We start from the raw sequence: 19,823 nt of genomic DNA on the forward strand, positions 1-19,823 counted from the left end.
TTGGATTATCAATGTCATTTGGGCTATCTAGCTGGTTAGCCAGTAAATATCCAACCGAGTAACACATAGAAACGAGAAAACCCCATTTCAATCGACAAATTGAGATGGGGTTTACCGTCAGTTTGTGAAGGAACGAAATCAAGGTTCCTTTTTGTTTATATTTTGAACCTGTTTACCAGATCTTTTAATTCTTCCGCCATATAGGCAAGTGATTGTGCAGAAGAGTTGATTTCCTCCATCGAAGCTAGCTGCTCTTGAGTTGAGGCTGCTACTTCTTCAGAGTTAGAAGAATTTACTTTTGCCAGCTGAGTAATATTCGTGGCTGACATTGACAGTTCTTCCACACTTGCTGAAATTTGCTGAACAGTTGCTGAAATTTCTTCAATCTGTGGTGTAATAGCTTTTGTACTCTGAATGATTTTCGCAAATTTTTGCGAGGTTTCTACAGAGACTTTAACACCCTGTTCGGCATTGACTGTAACTTCTTCCATGATCTTAACCGATTGCTCGGTATCTCTCTGAATTGTACTAATTAGTTCAGAAATCAATTTAGTCGAGCTTTGTGATTGCTCAGCCAATTTGCGCACTTCATCTGCGACAACCGCAAATCCCTTACCGTGTTCACCGGCTCTTGCCGCTTCAATTGCAGCATTTAAAGCAAGAAGGTTGGTTTGTTCGGCAATACCATTAATAACCTCAACAATTTTACCGATTTCCTGTGAACGCACCGCCAAGGATTGAATCACTTTATTTGATTCACCTACAGATGCATGGATTGATTCCATTTGGACCAAGTTACTGTCTACTGACTTGCCGCCATCTTCAGCTTCCGCAGATGTTTCTCTGGATAAATCTGATACGTTTGTCGAACTCTCAGCAATTCGCAACACTCCTTGAAGAACTTCATCAATGGAAGTGGAATTTTTTTCGAGTAATTCACTGGACGTTTCAGAACCGCCTGCGATTTCTTGAATAGCAGATGCCACATGCTCTGTTGCCGAAGTGGTTTGATCTGCACTTGCCTTTAATTGTTCAGAAGAAGAAGCAACCTGTTCAATGGATGTACTTAAGCTGGAAAGTATCGACCGTAAGGAATCCACCATTTTGTCAAAGCTTTCTCCTAATTTGCCCAGTTCATCTTTTGTCTTCAGTTCGACCTTTTCCGTTAGATCACCTGCACCAATCTTCTCGGATATATTCACTAGTCGTCCAAGCGGTTTTATTATAGACCTGATAATTAGAAATACGATAATTGCTCCCAATACTATGGCAACGGCAAGCACTTCAACTGTGCCAATTAAAATAGGTTGTGCTTCATCATCTATTTCCTGTTGATTAAGCGAACCGCCAATTTTCCAACCGGTAAATTGATTTGTCGCATAAAACATTTTTTTATCTTCTTTATCAAAAGTATAATTAAAACTGCCGGTATCACTTTTGAACATATTGCCTGCCCAATCCGCAGTTTGTTCCTCATTTGACTTCAAGCTAGGGTGAGCAACTATTTTTTTATCTTGATCTAAAATAAATGTATAACCCTTGTTTCCAATACTTACTTCGTTGGTAATTTTCTCAATTGTCTCCAATTTAAGCTCACAAGCTAAAACTGCTGTTCCGTCTTTTACTATCTTTGCTATCCCCACTACGAAATCTCCAGTAGTTGCAGAAACAAATGGACTTGTAATGATAACCTTTCCTTTTTCGCTCATAGCACTTTTATACCATGGCCGCTCACGCGGGTCATACCCAGCAGGCATCTCCTGGGCTGGTGCATTGATAAAGGTTCCATCCGCAGTACCAACATAGATAGTTGATATCTCTGGATGAGTCTCAATAAAAGCTGTTAATGTATTAGTACGGAAATTGTCTGCGTTTTGGTATGTATCAGCTGTTATGCCTTCTGACAAATAGTCAATATTTTTCATTTCAGGCTCGATAAATTGGTCAATTGTAGCAGTTAATAATGATACAGATTCTTTTGCAGAAATCGAAATTTGCTCTTCAACTTTGTTTTTTGAGTTACTGAATGATGTCCATCCGATTATTACACTTGGAAGGAGTAAAACAGCAATAAATGAGATAATTAATTTTGACCTGATCGTGATGTTTGATAACATGATGACCACCCTATTCTGGTATTATTTTATAGATTAATCATAAACTACCTTTTTTCCTTGTGTTTAATATAGCACTGCGTTTTTCCTATGTATATAGTAAAATTCCCTGTTTACTAGGTATTTCGAACTAAAATGCCTTATGCTATTTTTTAGAAAAGCCTGGAAGTCATAAGACCGCCAGGCTTAATATATGCTTACTTTTCCGCTGCAGGTTTTGTCCATGCGTCCTTGTAATTTAAAAGTTCTTCAAGAGAAACAAATGTTGGAATTGAGCTTCCTTTATATTCTTTGATAATGAAGTCTTCCACTTCTTTTGAATGGTAGATTTCAACCAATTTTTGAAGCTCTGGACGGTCAGCATTCCCTTTTTTAACGGCAATAATGTTAATGTATGGTTTGGCAGTTGCACTCTCATGGAACAATGCATCTTCCAATGTAAGTCCTGCTTCAACAGCAAAGTTGTTGTTAATGATCGATGCATCTACGTCTTCAAGGAAACGCGGGGTGTTACCGGCCGCAACAAGCTCAAATTTCAAATTATTTGGATTCGTTGCAACTTTATCCAAAGAACCGATTCCGTCAAAGTTTTCTTTTAAGGTGATTAAGCCAGCTTCTTGCAGAAGCAATAGGGCCCGGCCAAAATTCGTGCCTTCATTCGGCATTGCAATTGAAGCACCTTCGCCCAAATCTTCAAGCTTGTCATGCTTATTTGAGTAAATGCCCATAGGCGCAATTACAGTCGATCCGATCGCTTCTAAATCTAAATTTCGATCGGCAATAAATTCGTCAAAGTAAGAGATCGTTTGGAATGCGTTAGCATCAATCTCTCCCTCAGCAAGGGACATATTCGGCATAATATAGTCGTTGAACTTCACAAGCTCGATGTTTAAACCCTCTTCTTTGGCAATCTCAACAATGAAATCCCATGTTTTTGTATCTCCGCTGCTGACGCCGACCTTAACTGTTTTTGTTTCTTCTGATCCGCTTTCTTTTGACTCCTTGCTTTCATTGCCATTTCCACACGCTGCTGCAAATACCGCAAGCGCTAAAACAAGTATAGTAAGTAATAATTTCTTCATTCTGTTTTCCTCCTGGTTGATTATCTTCTTCTTATTTTTCGTGAAAGAACATTCCCGCTAGATTGCAATAGTTGAACAATGACGACGAGAGCCGCTACTGTGACTACCATTGTCATCGTATCAAACCGCTGATACCCGTATGTTAAGGCCAGATCCCCTACTCCGCCTGCCCCGACAGCACCGGCCATAGCTGTAGCTCCAACGAGTCCGATCGTCGCAGTTGTAAAAGTGAGAACTAATGAGCTTAGCCCTTCAGGAATCAAAAAGCGATATATAATTTGCCAGGTTGTTGCCCCCATTGCCTGAGCTGCTTCAATAATTCCTTTGTCAACCTCGAGCAGCGAGTTTTCAACCAGTCTGGCTATATATGGGCCCGCATAAAAGACGAGCGGAACAATTGCTGCATTTGTTCCAATCGCTGTTCCCACGATCAATCTGGTAAGCGGGATGATGGCGACCAGCAAAATAATGAATGGCACGGATCTTAAAATATTGATGATCGGATTGAGGATATTAAAAATCCATTTATTTTCCAAAATATGGCCCTTCCTAGTAATAACAAGCAGGATTCCGAGTGGAAGCCCAATTAATCCGGAAAATAACAGCGAAAGTGCCACCATATAAAGGGTATCACTGAAACCCGTTATCAACTGTTCAGCGGTGATCTCCATGCCCCAAAATGTATTAACCATTTACTTTCACCTCCTGAATCATAATCTCTTGTGCCTCAATATATTGGAACGCTTTCTCAATCTCTTGTTTGTCGCCGGTTACTTCTATGATCAAGTTTCCGAAAGGAGTTTCCTGAACTTCAGAAATATTCGCCGAAAGGACGTTTAAATCAACATCAAATTTTTTTGCAATTGTTGATAACAATGGTTTGCCCGAGGTAGCGCCAACAAAATTGATCTTCCAAATAATTGGCTGTTCATCCTTGAGAGTGTTCAGAAAACTTTGCGGAACCTCATCATGGATAACTGTGCGCACAAATTTCCGTGCGGTTTCTGTTTGCGGATTAGAAAAGACATCCAGGACAGATCCTTGCTCTACGACCAACCCGTTTTCCATTACCGCGACCTTGTTGCATATCTCCCTAATGACAGCCATTTCATGGGTAATCAATAGAATCGTAATGTTATATTCTTTATTAATCTTTTTTAAAAGCTGCAGCACATCACTAGTGGTCTGCGGATCCAATGCAGATGTTGCTTCGTCACACAAGAGAATGGATGGGTTTGTAGCCAGCGCTCTCGCAATCCCAATACGCTGTTTTTGCCCGCCAGATAATTGGTCAGGATAATTTTTCGCTTTGCCCGCTAAACCAACGAACTCCAACAGCTCTTCTACTCTCTGTTTAATTTCCTTTTTAGGAAATCCCGACAAAACCAGAGGCATCGCAACATTATCGAACACGTTTTTTGAATTGAGCAGATTAAAATGCTGAAAGATCATGCCAATCTTTTTCTTTTCGGCCCGCAATTCCTTTGGTTTTAAATCGGTTAACGCCTTCCCCCCAACCAAAACCTGTCCCCCGGTCGGGCGCTCAAGCAGATTGACCAGACGGATCAATGTACTTTTTCCCGCTCCGCTGTATCCAACAACTCCGAAAATGTCGCCTTTGTCAACGGTTAAGCTAATTCCCTTCAAAGCTTCAACAGTTTGCTTCTTCGATTCATAAACCTTTTTCACTGTCTGAAATTCAATCATAACTATCTCCTCCCCGCTTTATGTAAAAGCCTGCGAACCAACAGCCCTGTAAATCAAAAATGCCTCTTCCGTCATTAGACAGAAGAGGCATGCATTATTAAAAATAAAAGTGTAAACTCTTAAGTTTAGTTAATCGCAGAAGCTTCTTCTTATCTTTCAAAACTTACGTTTGTTGGAATTAGCACAGTATTTTTACAAATGTAAAAACCCGCTGCCGAGGTATCATAGGGCCAAGTCCCTCCACATCTCTAGATAAGAAATAACGTATTATTTAATTATGTTCTTCACTATATATTTTAATTTTACCAATGTCAACTCAAGTGCTAAAAGTCGAAATAATCACTTATTTGCAAGGGCTTTACCGTATAATAGACGTTGTCCTGTTCATCTTCATCTTAAATGTATCATTTCATGGTTTAGCTGTTGTTTGTCTGTCTCCTACAAACGTAATTTTAAATATTTACGAATCTGTGCATAGTGACATACTTAATTAATTCTAATTGACTAAAAAATATTATGGATTGATCAGTATAGATTGTTCCATCACCTTACCTGGTTTAGTAGCATGAGGGTTAGCTGACGTCTCAAACGGCACTAAATAGTATTTCTCTGCTTGTAAGTCGATTGATGTATATCGGTTATAAGATTCTTCAGGATCAATAGCCATACTGTTTGGTAGTATTTCAGCCCCAGATTCACTTACAATTTTAAATGCGATGTGGTTTGCTTGTTCTGGCCAGTCATAATAAAGTATCGTTGAAATTGGTGTCACAATCATTTTCTCTAGACGAATGGATTGTCCATTTCCAAGTTGTATTTCTTGATTGAATGCAATCGTTTCACTTGATGCGGCTAACTGTTCAGTTGGAACATCGATATCAAAAATCCAAGGATTATCGATCGGCATCTCTAAGTCTAAGCGATCGTACTCAATATGGAAGCGAATAGTTTCACCAATAGGAATGTCTGTGATTTCAACATCATTGTAAATCGTATACATCGAATCATTTATTTCCACAGATTGCCCGCCTGTAAGTGAAGTGAGATTCTCTCCATTTATCAGTACTTTTGGCATTGGATTCATTTTATAATCAAAATCAATCCCCTCTGCTGGTTCAAAAGTGGAGCTGATTAATAATCGGCCACCATCAATCAACACTTCATTCAATGTCAATTTACCGTATTCATTTTCAGCAGTAGTACCAATTGCAGTTTTATATGTGGCATAATCCACTTGCTCATTACTTCCAATATATTCTTCAATCATACCACCAACAAATGGCATATTTGCAACAGACACCATACCGGTACTAATTGAAATCACTGTTGCTAATATAACGGCTGCTGTAACACCTAAATACTTCTTCTTATGGGTTGGCTTTTGCTTTCTCATTTTTTTTAATATACGCTTTTCCCATTTCTTTTTCTCGTAGTTCGTAAGGTATTGTTCTTCATACTGTTCCAAATCGATGTTTATTTCGTTTAAATCTTTATACATCAACATTTTCTCACTCCTCATACTTCATTTTTTTGGATTAAAAATTTTTTAAGCTTTTTACGTCCTCTGGAAAGCTTGTTATAAACCCAAGACTCTTTCGCATTAAATCCTTTCGCTATTTCACTTGACGGAGTTCCGTCTAAATAGTATTTTTCGAAGATTTTCCGTTCACTGGCTGACAACTGCTCAAGTAGTTCCTCCACACTTTTTGTTTCTATTGATTGCTTTGTTTTTAACATGGATTCATTTATGTCTGCCACTGAGAATTGCTGGTTTTGTATGATGATTTGTCTTCTTTGATAATCAATCGCTTTATATTTAGCGATCGCTGCAATCCATTGTTTAAATGAATTTTTCTCAGGATCGAATGAATGAATATTATTCCATATGGATAACAAAACATCATCAAGACATTCTTCATAATCTTGCTGATGGTAGTTTAAATGATGTTTAATGATCGCCGTAAGTAAACCGCCATACTGATTAATAATGAAAGGAATTGCTTTTTCATTTTTATTCTGTATCTGTTGTACAACATTGTTCTCTGTGATTTTCAATTGTCCACCCCTCCTAACAATTAATATTGGTACCTACTATGTAATACGAAATGAAAACGAAAAATCTATCACCAAAGAAAAAAAGATTAACGAGAATGTTAATCTTTTTAGAAAATGCCTTTATATAGTTTGAAAACATGTACTAAGTTTAAATGTCTAGCCGCAAGGCACTGTTTTCTTCTTTTGGTCCTCCGTAACGGCTAAGTCATTTTTTACTATCTTTCTGTCATTGAAATTTCACAAAATATCAATGCTTCAATAACTATCAATTAATATTTCTTTAGTAAAGTGAATAAGACGAATTAACAAGTGGGACAACTAAAACAACTTTCACAATTGGTTTATTTTATCTGGTTTTTTGTGTATGGGCACACCGCTGCAGGATACAAAACCTTTGACTTAGTGGAAATATTGGGTCATCCCAAAACTTTTTGTTATTGTCTGAGTTGCATAACGCTTTTATCCTTAATCAAATAAGACGAGGAGGATGGATAATGAAAAAGGTGATTTTTACACTGGCTGCCACTCTAACTATTGGAACTACAGCTTTTGCCAACCCTGCACCACATGAATCCGTCAATGAAGGAAAACAATTAGTGGAGAAATTCCAAAATCTTACCCGCAATAATATTTGGGAACAGAAAGAAAAAGTTGATCTGCAATTTAATACATTTCATCCACAAGGAATGACAAAAGTTGGAGATCTGTATTATATGTCTTCTGTTGAAATTATTGAGAAAACGGTAAAATACGCTCAGCCCCAGAATGGTTACGATCGCACGGCCGGTAAGGGAGTGGGGCACCTGTTTGTATTTAACAAAGATGGAAAACTGCTGAAGGATTTAAAGCTCGGTGAAGGTACTATATACCATCCTGGAGGAATTGATTATGATGGTAAATCAATTTGGGTACCGGTTGCTGAGTATCGCCCAAACAGCAAGTCAATCATATATAAAGTAAATCCAGAAACGATGAAGGTCCAGGAAGTATTTCGTCCAAATGACCACATTGGAGGAATAGTGAGGGATAGAAAACAAGGAACTTTAAAGGCTGTAAGCTGGGGGTCAAGAACGTTCTATGAGTTCAATGAAAAAGGAGAAGTGCTACGCAAATCAAATAATCCTAGCCACTTTATCGATTATCAGGACTGTGAGAATGCAGGAAAAGATAATATGATATGTAGTGGTATTGCTGAATTGCCACAGCCAGGTTCTGCCACTGCAAAGTATGAATTGGGCGGGGTTGCCTTACTTAATATGAAAACAATGAATATTGTTCACGAACTCCCAATAACTTTGTTTTCCCCTCAGGGACATGTTGTTACACGCAATCCAGTATTTCTTGAAAATACAGTACAAGGAATAAAAATGTATGCAGTACCGGATGATGATAAATCCTCTATGCTCGTGTATGAAACAAGCGTTAGTAAAAAATAAATTTTATGGGACATTTCGCTATAATGCATCACCGTGTCTTCACTTATGAAAATTTTAAGATTCGGCTGCCAAACCAGGCAGCCTTTTCTTGTTGAACCAGGGTAGTTTAGGTTTAAAAATATGAAGAACAAGGGATTCATCAAAAGCTTTATACTTGGCGTGACGCAGATTATCACTCCATCGACTAAATCTGGTTTCCGCCTTGCAGCATTTTTGCTAAATGCTTAACAGTAGGGGTCAGATTTACAAAGAAATACGATTCGCGAAGTCTTCGGGATGGATCGCTTTTATGTAAATAACCGGCACTGCCTTGGTGAAGCATACAGGCATGGACTGCTTTCGAAGTTAGATGGACGGCATTAAGGCGCAACTGCAATAATTCCTTCCAATGCCTGGTCAAGTCCTCGGCATGCACCAACTGGTACAATTGCTCCCTGAGAGGTGCGAGTTCCTCAATCAGCTCTTCATTTTGAATGCCAAGAAATTGATTGCAGCCACCCTGTTTGTTGCAAACTTTTTCAATCGACACAATCGATGCAGCCGTAACACCGATTCCCAATGGAATTTGATAGAAGACAAACGCAGGACGGATCTTTTCCACGTATTCGTCTGCATTGTCCGTAATAACGAAATGATCCGGAATGAACACATCATTAAAGCCGCAGGCAAAAGTGGCGCTGCCGTTCAAGCCCAAATATTCCTGCTTTTCCTTTAGCTTTAACCCTTCGGTATTGCACGGAACAAAAGCCATAATCCGCTGCTTCTTCCCAACCGAGGCAATCACACCGAACCAGTGGGACTCACCCAAATTCGACACAGAAGGCAATTGCCCGGAAATAATATACCCCCCTTCAGCCCGTTCCGCACTTAAGTGCAGGGGTTCAAGCCCGGCATAGTATTTCATCGGATTGGAAAGACCCGTTCCACCAAGAAGCTTACCGTTTTCCAGTAATGGAAGCAGTTCCTGTTTCAAATAAGAATTATCACTTTTTCTGATGTAAGTTAAGGCGGCAAGATGGCACCATAAATTGAAAGCGGTTGTCATGCATACTTTGGCAATCTGTTCGACCAGATTGACTTCGCGGGCCAGGACTTCTTGCTCAGATAAACCGTTTGAGGACAAGAAACCTTTTGTGCCCAATTTTAATAAAAAATCACGGGGATAGAAAGCATCTGCATCAATTTTTCTGACAAGCGGTTTTAACTCATTCTGCAGTAGATCATCCAGAACTTCCGTCATCTCCAAGTCCTCCTTTCTGTATGTCCAATGTGAGAAAAAGCCTCCAAATAAATGGAGGCTTCTCCTAAAGCAACTATGATCTAGGTAAAATTTGTGTGATTGTATCAATTGGAGCGGAAACCGCTTCACGGGCTTTCTTGACCGTTGATTCGTCCGGAGCATCATAGAAACACAAACATTTTGTCATGTCTTCACATACATACGTCCTTGAGAAAGCAACCTCTGGCACTTCTGCATAATGAACAGAGTTTTTCGATTTTCTGTCCAGATATGCATCCATTGTGAGGTTCTCCGGAAGATTCCACTCAACAAGGTAATTCACAACATCTGCTTGTTTTTTGACGTCTTCAAGATCCTTGCCGACAAGTCGCACAGGCTTGATAAGAGTGATCGGAACCCCTAATTCTCTTAAGCTATTATTGACGGTGTTGCGCTCTTCACTTTCAAATATGAAAAAAGCCCGGGAAAGATCGCTTGAAACCTGGATCTCAATTAGACTGGCACTCTTTCCGCTTAAATCTGCTTGAATTTCCGCAACCTTCTTTTCAAAAGCGTCTTTATCCTCGATTGCTCCATTTAAAATTGATTCTACCAAGTACAGTCCCATTATAATTCCTCCTGTAATAATATTTAATTCCGATAGGTTTAATCATATTTATTACTTGTTAATAATTTTATTATACTAAGTTCAAAAAAACAACCTACAAAAGAAATATTTTCATGTTATCATAAAAGCAACAGACATTGGAGGTTTATGTATGAAAGACAGATATAACTTACCCTGTAATATTGCCCAGACCCTTAACATTATCGGTGATCGCTGGACCTTGTTGATTGTCCATGAGATCTTAATAGGCAATACGACATTCAATGAAATAAAAAAATCATTAACAGGTATTTCTTCCAATCTTTTATCGGACAGGCTTAAGCACCTGGAACAGACTGGTTTGATTGAATCGAGCCTGTATTCCGACCATCCTCCCCGCTACAGCTACACGCTGACCGAGAGCGGGAAAGACCTTGAGCATGTATTTAATTCCATGATTCTTTGGGGCCGGAATCATTTAAAAAAGTGCTATAAAAAATTGATCCATGAAGCTTGCCGCCATGAGGTTGAAATCGCTTATTATTGCTCGCACTGTGAAAAAAATGTCGATGATGTGATTGTTGTGGAAGTGGATGCCGATGATGTAAAGCCATTATCGTCGTAGATAAAGTGAAGGCAGAGAAGAAAATCTTTGCCTTTTTACTTTTACGGATTCACCCGTCCCCACTGCCGGTTTACCCAATTCTCAAATAGACCTACAACTTTATCAAGCAACAATCCCGACACGCCAATAAAAATGATGCCTGCCATGACAAAGTCAAGATTCATTGAATTCCTGGCATCAACAATTAAATACCCCAGCCCTGATTGTGCACCTACCATTTCACCGGCAACAAGGAAAACCCAGGCTGTTCCAACCGCAATATGAAGTCCATTCGCAATGAACGGAAATGCGGCCGGAAGGATAATTTTCCTCATTAATTGAGGTTGTTTGATTTCAAAGTTCTGGGCTACTTTCAAATACGTTTTATCAACCTTTATGACTGCGGAAACGGTCGGCAGCAAAACTGGGAAGAATGCAGCGATAAAGATAATCACAATTGCGGGAATATCACCAATCCCAAACCACAATACGATAAACGGTGACCAGGCAATCGGTGACACTGGTCTTAACACCTGGACTATAGGATCAAGGATCGCCCAAAGCCGCCTCATCCTGCCAAGGATTAGTCCCAAAATCACGGCGGATACCACAGCCAGCAGGTATCCGATCAAGAAGCGTGTTAAGCTCACTCGAAGATGTACAAAGAGCGTTCCGTCCAGAATAAGTGACTGGACTGCTTCCCACACGGTTAATGGCGAAGGGAACAAGGCTTCGTTATGCCCACCAATGACTATTAACGCCTGCCATACGGCAACCAGCAGGACAAATCCTATTAACACATTCGATAATTTTTTCAGGCTGCTCACAAGATCACTTCGCTTTATCAATTAATGAGTTATCTACAAAAGCCTCATAGCTCGGCGGATTTTCAAATAACCCCATCTCTATCAGGTTCTGCTGCAATTCTTCATAGGCTCTTTCATTAAGGCGCAGATCTTCATATGTAATCCACTCCAATGATAGATCCATCACTTCTTTTTCTACATTCATATATTTAGAGGAAATTTCATGAGTTTGTTCATCTTTTAGTTCAGCCATTTCACCGGCTTTCACATATTCTTTCATAAACTCTTGGGCCGCCTGTTTCTCTTGCTCAATAAAATCATTTCTGAGCACAAGTGCACAGTCCACGGAATCCTTCCATAACTCTTCCGACTGAAAAAGCACCTTTCCTTTTCCGATCGCTACGGACAGAGCACCGAAAGGCTCTGCAACAACATATCCGTCAATTCTTCCTTCAGAGAGGGCAGCTGGCATTTCCGCAGGAGGAAGTTCAATCGCATTCACATCTTTATATTCCATCCCATTTTGTTTCAGCATTTGGTAAAGCAGGACATTATGAGTTGAGAACTTGTGGGGGATGGCAAAATTCTTCCCCTTCAAATCTTCAACACTATTGACATCATTTGCCGACACTAATACATTGCCGTCGCGATGCCCCAATGCAACTGCCTTAAGATCTATCCCTTGCTCTTTTGCTCTCATCGCCAGTGTAATCAGGACTGATGCTCCGTCGATTCTGCCGGTATTTAGAGCGTCCATCAGCTCCGGCCAAGAGCCAAACTTGACTAACTCAAGGTCGAAATTCTTAAAATTCTCTTTTTGCTCATTTTCAATGTATAAAGGAATTGCATGGGTAATCGGCAAATAACCGATTTTGATCGTTCTTTTCTCACCGTTCGAGCCACCGCTGGCTTCCTGCCCTGTATTTCCGCACGCTGACAAAATTAACATAATGGATAGAAGCCAGATTAGCATTACCAGTTTTCCGGACTTTTTCTTCATAAAATAGTTCCTCCTTAAACTAGTTTAATAGATTAAATGTTATACTCAATCGACTGATTTTCCCGATTGAAATGAAACTCGTCGAAAATAATTTTTCGGAAATGTTGAAATTCGCTATGGCTTCTGTCGCGTGGTCTGGATGACTCAATTCTCAGTTCTTTTTTTATTTGGCCCGGCTTTGAACTCATCATCAAAATTCGGTCCGATAAGTATATAGCTTCATCGATATCATGTGTGACAAGAATAATCGTCGTTTTTTCTTTTTTATGCAACCTCAACAGTTCATCTTGCAGATAATAGCGATTAAATGTATCGAGCGCAGCAAATGGTTCATCCATTAAAATGAGTTCGGGCTGAATAACAAGAGCTCTGGCAATTGCCACTCTTTGCTGCATCCCTCCCGAAAGCTCATGGGGGAACAGGTTCATCTTGTCATCCAGGCCGACGAGCTTTAAGTATTCCAGCGCGCGTTCTCTTCTCTCTGTTGTTGAAATGGACGCTTCTTCAAGTCCTAACTCTACATTTTTCAGTACTGACCGCCAAGGCAGCAACCCGTAATTTTGAAATAACATGACACCTCGCCGGCTGGGCCGTTCCACGACACTTCCATCAAGTACAACCTTTCCGTTGCCTGCTTTCTCAAAGCCACCGATCACATTTAAGAGCGTGCTTTTTCCGCAGCCGCTTTCACCGAGAATGGAAATAATCTCTCCCTTTTTCACATCAAAGGATATTTCCTCCAGCACTTTTACAACTTGTTCTCTGTTCATAAAACTTTTACATACGCGATCAACTTTTATAAACGCAGAATTATCCAAATTTTTATAACCTGCCTTTCTTTCGCTCGGTTTCCTACTGTATTTTATATGTATGGATTATAATCCTCTTAATTCCTATAAAAATACTACGATTAATATGTAAGTTATTTTATTATACTATGTACAATAAATCAACCTAACAAAAGACTTATTTCAGATATTTTTGAGGGATGTCCATTCCGAACGGAGTGTACGAAATTTAAATATGGCCGGACGACGCAATGGCACGCGACTTACCATAACTGAAAAAAGAAGCCCATGACGCCTTTGGACAGACGATGGAAACAACTCTGTGCGAAACGGAAAACAGACATAGAGAGTGTTTTCGGTCAGTTCAAGGGCAAACGGCCGTTCCGTCGATTCCCCTTACGGCGTTTGACAAGGTGAATATTGAAATAGGCCTGATCAGTTTGGCCCATAATCTACTGAAAAAGGCGGCCAAACAGGCCGCCTAAATCAAAAAATGATGTTACATCTCAAAGAACAAAACTTAAAAAACCAAATGACAGGGACTGAAACTTAATAGCTTTTTACTTTTGACGCAGCCCCTTATTTTTGTGAACCTTTTTATATGTTTGTTTTTGATAAAGCAAGTTGGTCCTCAGGCAATGCCTTGGTTCTGCCATTTTCATTTAGAACAGTACGCCATGTATAACGTGGTTCATAACCAAGGATCTGCCGGGCCTTATCTATTGCCATGAGAGTCTCGTTGCCTTGTATGTCCCTCTTTAATGGTACATTTGGGAAAAATCTATTTACTAAATCCTGACTGAGGTCGGGCATAATCGTATCCGGGGCCGTTATATGAAATATTTCATTTCCTAAATTATCCTTTTCTAGCGCAAGAAGACAGGCCCTTGAAGCGTCCCTGACATCGCAATAAGCCCACGCATTTTTCTTTTGAATCTCCTTTTGTTCATCATTCCAATGGATTATAGGAATTTTTTCATATTCATCAGGCTCATACATATTTGCAAAACGCAGCGTAACTATCTGTGTGTTAGTAACTTTGTGATACATTTCTCCGAGGATTTCAGTCAATCGCTTTGCCATAGCATATGATGACTTAACTATGGTCGGATGCTCTTCGTCTACAGGCAGGTAACTAAGCTCGTCCGGAACAAAAGGATAGCCCAAAACAGTTTCACTTGATGCCCAGACAAGCTTAGGAATTTTTAAATCTTTACAAGCTTCAAGGATATTAAAATTAACGAGCATGTTATTTTCAAAAATAGCCTGGGATGTATTCCTGACATCGGTAGGAATATTCCCGAGATGGACCACTGCATCACTTCCACTCAAAAGCTGACAGACCTGACCATAATCACGTAATTCAGCTTGAATGAATTTTTTCGATGCAGATTCTTCCCTCAATTTTCTATCTGAAGCTGTAACATCATGACCGGCTTCCAAGATTGTTCTTACGGTCCATCGGCCAATTTTACCTGCTGCTCCTGTTACCACTACTTTCACTATTTCCCGCTCCTTTTGTCGTATTTTCCATATTAGGGTAACCTTTTATTTTATAAATGATTAGTCAATTTCTTGGCACGGCATTATTGCACTATTCCTGCTAATACTTTTCCTAGCCGTTTTAAATTTAGTCATCGACTGAAAAACGAGCAACAATATCACTGCAAAAAAATTACCGAAAAGCCCATGTCTTCTCAGTAAGTCACACCTAATATCGTTGTTAGAATTCCCCTTTGTTAATGTTTTATAGCAGGGGGTCCAATAGTAAATAATGGTGAATAGGAACGTTATAAGTTCCGGAATAATAAAAATGAGAGACAGAGAGAGGTAACTATTAACAAACTTGAAATATCAGATCTGTTATTAATGGTAGAGTATTTTAAAATAACTAAGAGTAGGAACTAAATTATTACTTTTATATATGTGTTCAAGTTCTGATTTTGTTACCCATTTAACATCGCTCACTTCTTCCTGTTGGAGCGTGATATCTGTAATTTCAACACTCTGATTAAATAACCATGCATCATAAAAGTCATTAAAAACATCACGGCGTTCGCTCTTTATCAATTTGCCATTACACTTAGATAAGTCAATCCCAATTTCTTCTTTCACTTCTCTAATTGCGCCTTCAAGGCTGTTTTCACCTGCTAAAACAGAGCCTCCCGGGCATTCCCACAAATTCGGGTGAGGTTTGTTCTGTTGTCGTTTTGTTAACAAAATTTCACCTTTTTTATTCACTAGCCAAACATGGACAACTAAGTGATAATCACCAGCAGATAATGGGACTCCACGTTTGTGTTTCCTTCTAGTTTTATTTCTATTTATGTCATATATATCCCAAAGTTCCATCAAATGCCCCCCATGAACTAACAAATTCTCTCCCAAATTAACTTCGATTATTTTCGAATAATCCCTTCTTTTATTCAAGAATGGCCCCTTTAATGTAGTAACATGACAGGAGTTTGCCACAAATTCAAAGGTTTGTTGAAGGGTTTGCACTTATCCAATAGTAGCACCTGTTTGTTCAAGAACTTTTTTTGTTATTCTTTAAACTCCAGTAAATGACAAGAGCTAATGGAATAATAAGCGGAATAATAATAAAAAATGAGAATGTCCAAGCTGTATTCAACAAAAATACGGCATCACTACATCCCTGCGTCCCACATTCCGTTGCTCGCAGTCCTCTTTCGCTTATGGCTGAAAAATAACCGATTAGTCGAATTCCGAATAGGAAAAACCATACTGCCACAATAGCAATTAAAATAGAAATTACTTTAATCCAAGCTCTTGCTCGTCCCATCTATAATCCTCCCAGAATACTCAATAACTTAATCTCCCAGTGAACTGAATTATCATGAATTACAAGCGTAATCCAAATACCCAAAGGGGAAGTGGAATTAGAGGTCAAGCAAATGAATCCGCCCCCAAAGGTCAAAAAAAGGCACTACTCCGTACAGAAGTACTGCCCCTATTTTACTCATTATCCAATAAAATAACAGATAATATCTATATTTTTATATCATCAAAATTTCACGAATATCCTCTTCAGTTAAAGTTGCTGATGCTTTTTCTTCTGAATCGATAATGTCTGCAATGAGATCTCTCTTTTTATCTTGGAGCTCATTGATCTTTTCTTCAATTGTTCCCCGGGCAACGAGCTTGATAACCTGTACAACTTTTTTCTGACCAAATCGATGAGCGCGGTCTGCCGCTTGCTGCTCAACCGCAGGATTCCACCAAAGATCATATAAGATGACTGTATCCGCACCTGTCAGGTTCAGTCCTATCCCTCCCGCTTTCAAGGAAATCAAAAACAAATCCCGCTCACCATCATTAAACCGATTGCAGATTTCCACTCGTTCCTCTGAAGGAGTTTGTCCATCGAGGTAGAAATACGTTTGACCCCGCATGGTTATCTCTCTGCCTATCAGCTCAAGCATTTTCGTGAATTGGGAGAATATCAGCACTCTTCTTCCTGAAAGTCTTGCTTCCTCTACTATTTGCAGCAGCTGCTCGTATTTTGCCGAGCTCCCCTTATAGCCGTCTACAAACAGGGCAGGGTGACAACAAATTTGCCGCAATCGCGTCAATCCCGCTAAAATTCTAATCCGATTTTTTCGAATGGTATCCTTGTCGAGGTTTTTTAAAGTATCATGTCGCAGCTTCGCCAAATATGCTGCATAGAGCTTCTTTTGTTCAGGCAGCAGCTCTGCTGATTCAAGCGACTCAATTTTTTCAGGTAACTCGGCAAGCACATCCTCTTTTATTCTGCGAAGCAAAAAGGGACGAACCCTTCGAGCAATTGTTTTCCTTGGAAGATGGCTGTATTCTCTTAATCCTTGGAATAGCTGTGGGAAGACAACATGATAAATCGACCAAAGCTCTTCAAGTGAATTTTCCACCGGCGTTCCTGTTAGGCCGAAACGATTATCTGCCTGTATCCTTTTAACAGCTCGAGCCGTTTGGGTCACTGGATTTTTAAACGCTTGTGCCTCATCAAAGAAAACAGTATGAAACGTTTGTTTCTCATACCACTTGATATCACGACGTAGTAACGGGTAGGACGTAATAATGACATCTAAATCTTTGATATGCTTTTGTAGCTCTTCTCGATCCGCTTTATTCCCGTCTATGATAATCGCTTGAAGATCAGGAGCAAATTTCATGATTTCATGTAACCAGTTATACGTTAAGGATGACGGGCAAACAATGAGAACCGGGAGCCTCCTATCTCGAATGCTTGAAAGCTCAGAAACAATAAACGCAATGCTTTGCACCGTTTTACCAAGTCCCATGTCATCGGCTAGAACGCCACCAAATCCGTAGCTGGCTAGTGTCTTCATCCATTTATATCCGCGTTTTTGATAGTCTCTTAACACGTTATCTAATTTTTGTGGTATCTCGAAATCCAAGTTACCTGGGTTACGAATATTATCAAGTAACTGACGGAATGATTCCTCCACCATGAAGACCTGGCTATCATCAACAGAATCAAGGTGTTTAAGACTTTGAATAATAGGCATATTTAGACTAGCTTCAAAATCTTCATCCTGAACCGGAACTGCCTTCAGAAAACGGCGGATTTCTTCCATTTCCTTCGTCTCGAGAGATAGAAGTGATCCATTTCGAAGGCGATAATATTTCCGTTTTTCTTCTAGTGCCGCTAAAATCTCCCGAATCTGTTTGTCAGCAATACCATCCATCTCAAATTTGAATTCCAGCCAATTGGTGCGTTCTTTTTTGACCTTCACTCTAATTTTTGGATGAGCATTCTTTCTCACGATGCGATTTCGAACAGCAGTTGTCGCATAGACTTGGACGAGTTGCTGAAGCTGTGGAACGACATGATATAAAAATTCATATTCAAGTGCTTCATTTTGCATAGTGTAACCGCCATCTGTTTTGGAAAACCCGCTCTCCTCCATGAGCTGAAGGATTTCCTCTTCCTTTTCCAGATCCCTTATAATCATTGGTCCTGTTGGGATGTCTCGGCTTTCCAAAGGTTGGATAACGACATCTTCATATTGAAACTCTAGTCCTGCAAGCAGTCGATTTTTCAGACGATCCAAGTAAAGCTTGGCAACAAGTGGTTTTTTCATAATCTTCTGAGATAACGCATTAGCCAGTTGGACATCGCCAATTTTTTTCAGACCTGGAACGATTTTTTTTAGAAAAAAATCGATTTGTTCATGTGGAATCGGAATGTGATTCGTACCCGGAGATACTAGCATTTGCTTTAGTTCGGATAATCGTTCACAGTCCTGTTCTTCTAAACAAAAGACTTGTCCGTCACATAACACAGAACTATAGGAATTCAAAACAACCATTCGGTCAAAGCCTTTGATCACTAATCGGTAATCATCGCCTTCTGCTTCATCAAATGTAAACTGTATAGGAGGTGGTCCATCCACAATTCGTAAGCTCTCAAAAGAATGACCATCATGCTCAAGCGTAACCAATGGGATCTTTGTGAGTAAAGGGACGAGCCCCGCCCAAGAGGATGGTGGAATAAGTAATGTTTGATTACTAGCTGTATAGTCAGAAAGGTTCGGTAAAGCTTCTATAAATGCCTTTTCATCCTGGACGACCCAGATGAGCTGATGAATAACCGCATCTGATTCGTTTAAAAAGCAATGAAGGCTTGGGTCATACGTAAATTTAGGGGATAATGCACTGTGTTGCCCTTGTTTTACGTCCTGTAGAAAGTCTCGAATATTTTGCAGCTTCGTATGACCGACCTCAGCTTCCATTCCAAACAAGTACTGACCATTCCCTATCGAGACCGGCTTACAAGTGAACATGACATCAAGTACTTCTCTTTTTTCAAAATGAAGTTGCTGTCCACTTGTTCGAGTTGGTCTGTCATTGAAGATTGTCATGAAGCCTTCTGTCAGCTCTCCATAATTGGATTGTTGGCCTTGTACACTGATAGGAAACGTTCCTTGTCGTTGATGTTCATAAATGGCTAATAAAACGGCCGCAATGTGTTGGCAATACTTTTGAAAAATTTGCTAGCGTAGGACAGCTACATTTCGTCTGAATGTCCCCTGTCGGATCTTTTTCAATTGTGACCTGAAAGTCTTCAGTTCCATTAACGATGGCTTCACAGAAATCAGGGCTATACTGGCTAAATGTTACTTTATTCGCACGATAAAAAGCGTCTCCTCTTTTGAAGGAGACGGTACCGCACATTTCTTTTATCATCTTGTGATTTACTTTTATATCCATGTACGCCCGCTCCTTCCTTTCTATTTGTCGAGGGGTATCTATATATTCAAAGTCTGCACTATTTTCTCTTCACTCGTTTTTCTTCCCCATTTTATCATATATTCTATAGTGAATCGAACCAATCGCGCATTCAACTAACCTGCTCCGTTCAATAAGAAAAAGCCGCCTGGTTCG

16 protein-coding genes, 3 pseudogenes and 1 riboswitch are annotated in these 19,823 nt (G+C 39.7%); of the genes and pseudogenes, 2 read left to right on the forward strand and 17 right to left on the reverse strand.

The annotated features are described in order from the left end of the window. Positions 1–155: 155 nt before the first annotated feature. The 8 genes and pseudogenes from CU635_RS24415 to CU635_RS18615 form a co-directional block, all read right to left on the reverse strand. Positions 156–1,103, reverse strand: a complete 948-nt coding sequence (locus tag CU635_RS24415; protein ID WP_373270888.1) for a methyl-accepting chemotaxis protein — start codon at positions 1,101–1,103, stop codon at positions 156–158. Further along, a pseudogene (locus CU635_RS24420) lies at positions 1,098–2,117 on the reverse strand (HAMP domain-containing protein); the annotation flags it as partial. The gene CU635_RS24415 and the pseudogene CU635_RS24420, both read right to left, overlap by 6 nt. A 194-nt stretch (positions 2,118–2,311) precedes the next feature. Beyond that, complete coding sequence (locus CU635_RS18595; RefSeq protein ID WP_101578876.1) at positions 2,312–3,196, reverse strand: MetQ/NlpA family ABC transporter substrate-binding protein; 885 nt, start codon at positions 3,194–3,196, stop codon at positions 2,312–2,314. Between the two features lie 20 nt (positions 3,197–3,216). Further along, positions 3,217–3,867: a methionine ABC transporter permease gene (locus CU635_RS18600; RefSeq protein WP_101578911.1), complete on the reverse strand. Its 651-nt coding sequence runs from the start codon at positions 3,865–3,867 to the stop codon at positions 3,217–3,219. Between the two features lie 13 nt (positions 3,868–3,880). Continuing rightward, positions 3,881–4,303, reverse strand: coding sequence for an NIL domain-containing protein (locus CU635_RS24425; RefSeq protein WP_376739730.1), 423 nt, complete (start codon positions 4,301–4,303; stop codon positions 3,881–3,883). A 77-nt stretch (positions 4,304–4,380) separates the two neighbouring features. Further along, positions 4,381–4,903 (reverse strand): annotated as a pseudogene (locus tag CU635_RS24430) (methionine ABC transporter ATP-binding protein); the annotation flags it as partial. Between the two features lie 146 nt (positions 4,904–5,049). Further along, positions 5,050–5,162, reverse strand: a riboswitch (SAM riboswitch). A gap of 255 nt (positions 5,163–5,417) precedes the next feature. Next, a complete protein-coding gene (locus CU635_RS18610) occupies positions 5,418–6,407 on the reverse strand; it encodes a DUF4179 domain-containing protein (RefSeq protein WP_180956556.1) in 990 nt (329 codons plus the stop codon). Positions 6,408–6,418: 11 nt separating this feature from the next. Then, positions 6,419–6,958, reverse strand: a complete 540-nt coding sequence (locus CU635_RS18615) for a sigma-70 family RNA polymerase sigma factor (protein WP_101578879.1) — start codon at positions 6,956–6,958, stop codon at positions 6,419–6,421. Between the two features lie 494 nt (positions 6,959–7,452). Between CU635_RS18615 and CU635_RS18620 the strand changes: the two genes are divergently transcribed. Continuing rightward, positions 7,453–8,394, forward strand: a complete 942-nt coding sequence (locus CU635_RS18620) for a DUF6454 family protein (RefSeq protein WP_101578880.1) — start codon at positions 7,453–7,455, stop codon at positions 8,392–8,394. A 184-nt stretch (positions 8,395–8,578) separates the two neighbouring features. Here CU635_RS18620 and CU635_RS18625 read toward each other — a convergent pair whose 3' ends face one another. Together CU635_RS18625 and CU635_RS18630 are read right to left on the reverse strand one after the other, a co-directional pair. Further along, a complete protein-coding gene (locus tag CU635_RS18625) occupies positions 8,579–9,634 on the reverse strand; it encodes an acyl-CoA dehydrogenase family protein (protein WP_101578881.1) in 1,056 nt (351 codons plus the stop codon). A gap of 73 nt (positions 9,635–9,707) precedes the next feature. Beyond that, entirely contained in the window at positions 9,708–10,241 is a 534-nt protein-coding gene (locus tag CU635_RS18630; RefSeq protein ID WP_101578882.1) for a DUF4242 domain-containing protein, read from the reverse strand. A 151-nt stretch (positions 10,242–10,392) separates the two neighbouring features. Here CU635_RS18630 and CU635_RS18635 point away from each other — a divergent pair, with 151 nt between their 5' ends. After that, positions 10,393–10,845 (forward strand): winged helix-turn-helix transcriptional regulator, encoded by a 453-nt coding sequence (locus CU635_RS18635; RefSeq protein ID WP_101578883.1) that lies wholly within the window; start codon positions 10,393–10,395, stop codon positions 10,843–10,845. Between the two features lie 41 nt (positions 10,846–10,886). Here CU635_RS18635 and CU635_RS18640 read toward each other — a convergent pair whose 3' ends face one another. From CU635_RS18640 to CU635_RS18670, 7 genes and pseudogenes are all read right to left on the reverse strand, one after another. Beyond that, the gene (locus CU635_RS18640; RefSeq protein WP_101578912.1) at positions 10,887–11,651 is read right to left on the reverse strand and encodes an ABC transporter permease; all 765 of its coding nucleotides are present in this window, start codon (positions 11,649–11,651) and stop codon (positions 10,887–10,889) included. A 4-nt stretch (positions 11,652–11,655) separates the two neighbouring features. Next, the gene (locus tag CU635_RS18645) at positions 11,656–12,630 is read right to left on the reverse strand and encodes an ABC transporter substrate-binding protein (protein WP_101578884.1); all 975 of its coding nucleotides are present in this window, start codon (positions 12,628–12,630) and stop codon (positions 11,656–11,658) included. Between the two features lie 32 nt (positions 12,631–12,662). Further along, the gene (locus tag CU635_RS18650; protein ID WP_101578885.1) at positions 12,663–13,448 is read right to left on the reverse strand and encodes an ABC transporter ATP-binding protein; all 786 of its coding nucleotides are present in this window, start codon (positions 13,446–13,448) and stop codon (positions 12,663–12,665) included. A gap of 567 nt (positions 13,449–14,015) precedes the next feature. Beyond that, on the reverse strand, positions 14,016–14,921 hold the full coding sequence (locus CU635_RS18655) for an NAD-dependent epimerase/dehydratase family protein (RefSeq protein WP_101578886.1): 906 nt from the start codon (positions 14,919–14,921) through the stop codon (positions 14,016–14,018). Between the two features lie 363 nt (positions 14,922–15,284). Beyond that, complete coding sequence (locus tag CU635_RS18660; protein WP_101578887.1) at positions 15,285–15,770, reverse strand: NUDIX hydrolase; 486 nt, start codon at positions 15,768–15,770, stop codon at positions 15,285–15,287. 175 nt (positions 15,771–15,945) lie between these two features. Continuing rightward, entirely contained in the window at positions 15,946–16,221 is a 276-nt protein-coding gene (locus tag CU635_RS18665) for a hypothetical protein (RefSeq protein WP_101578888.1), read from the reverse strand. A gap of 214 nt (positions 16,222–16,435) precedes the next feature. Further along, positions 16,436–19,649 (reverse strand): annotated as a pseudogene (locus tag CU635_RS18670) (DEAD/DEAH box helicase). Between the last annotated feature and the right edge of the window lie 174 nt (positions 19,650–19,823).

It is taken from the genome of Bacillus canaveralius, from assembly GCF_002860125.1.
Taxonomy (GTDB): Bacteria; Bacillota; Bacilli; order Bacillales; family Cytobacillaceae; genus Bacillus_BJ; species Bacillus_BJ canaveralius.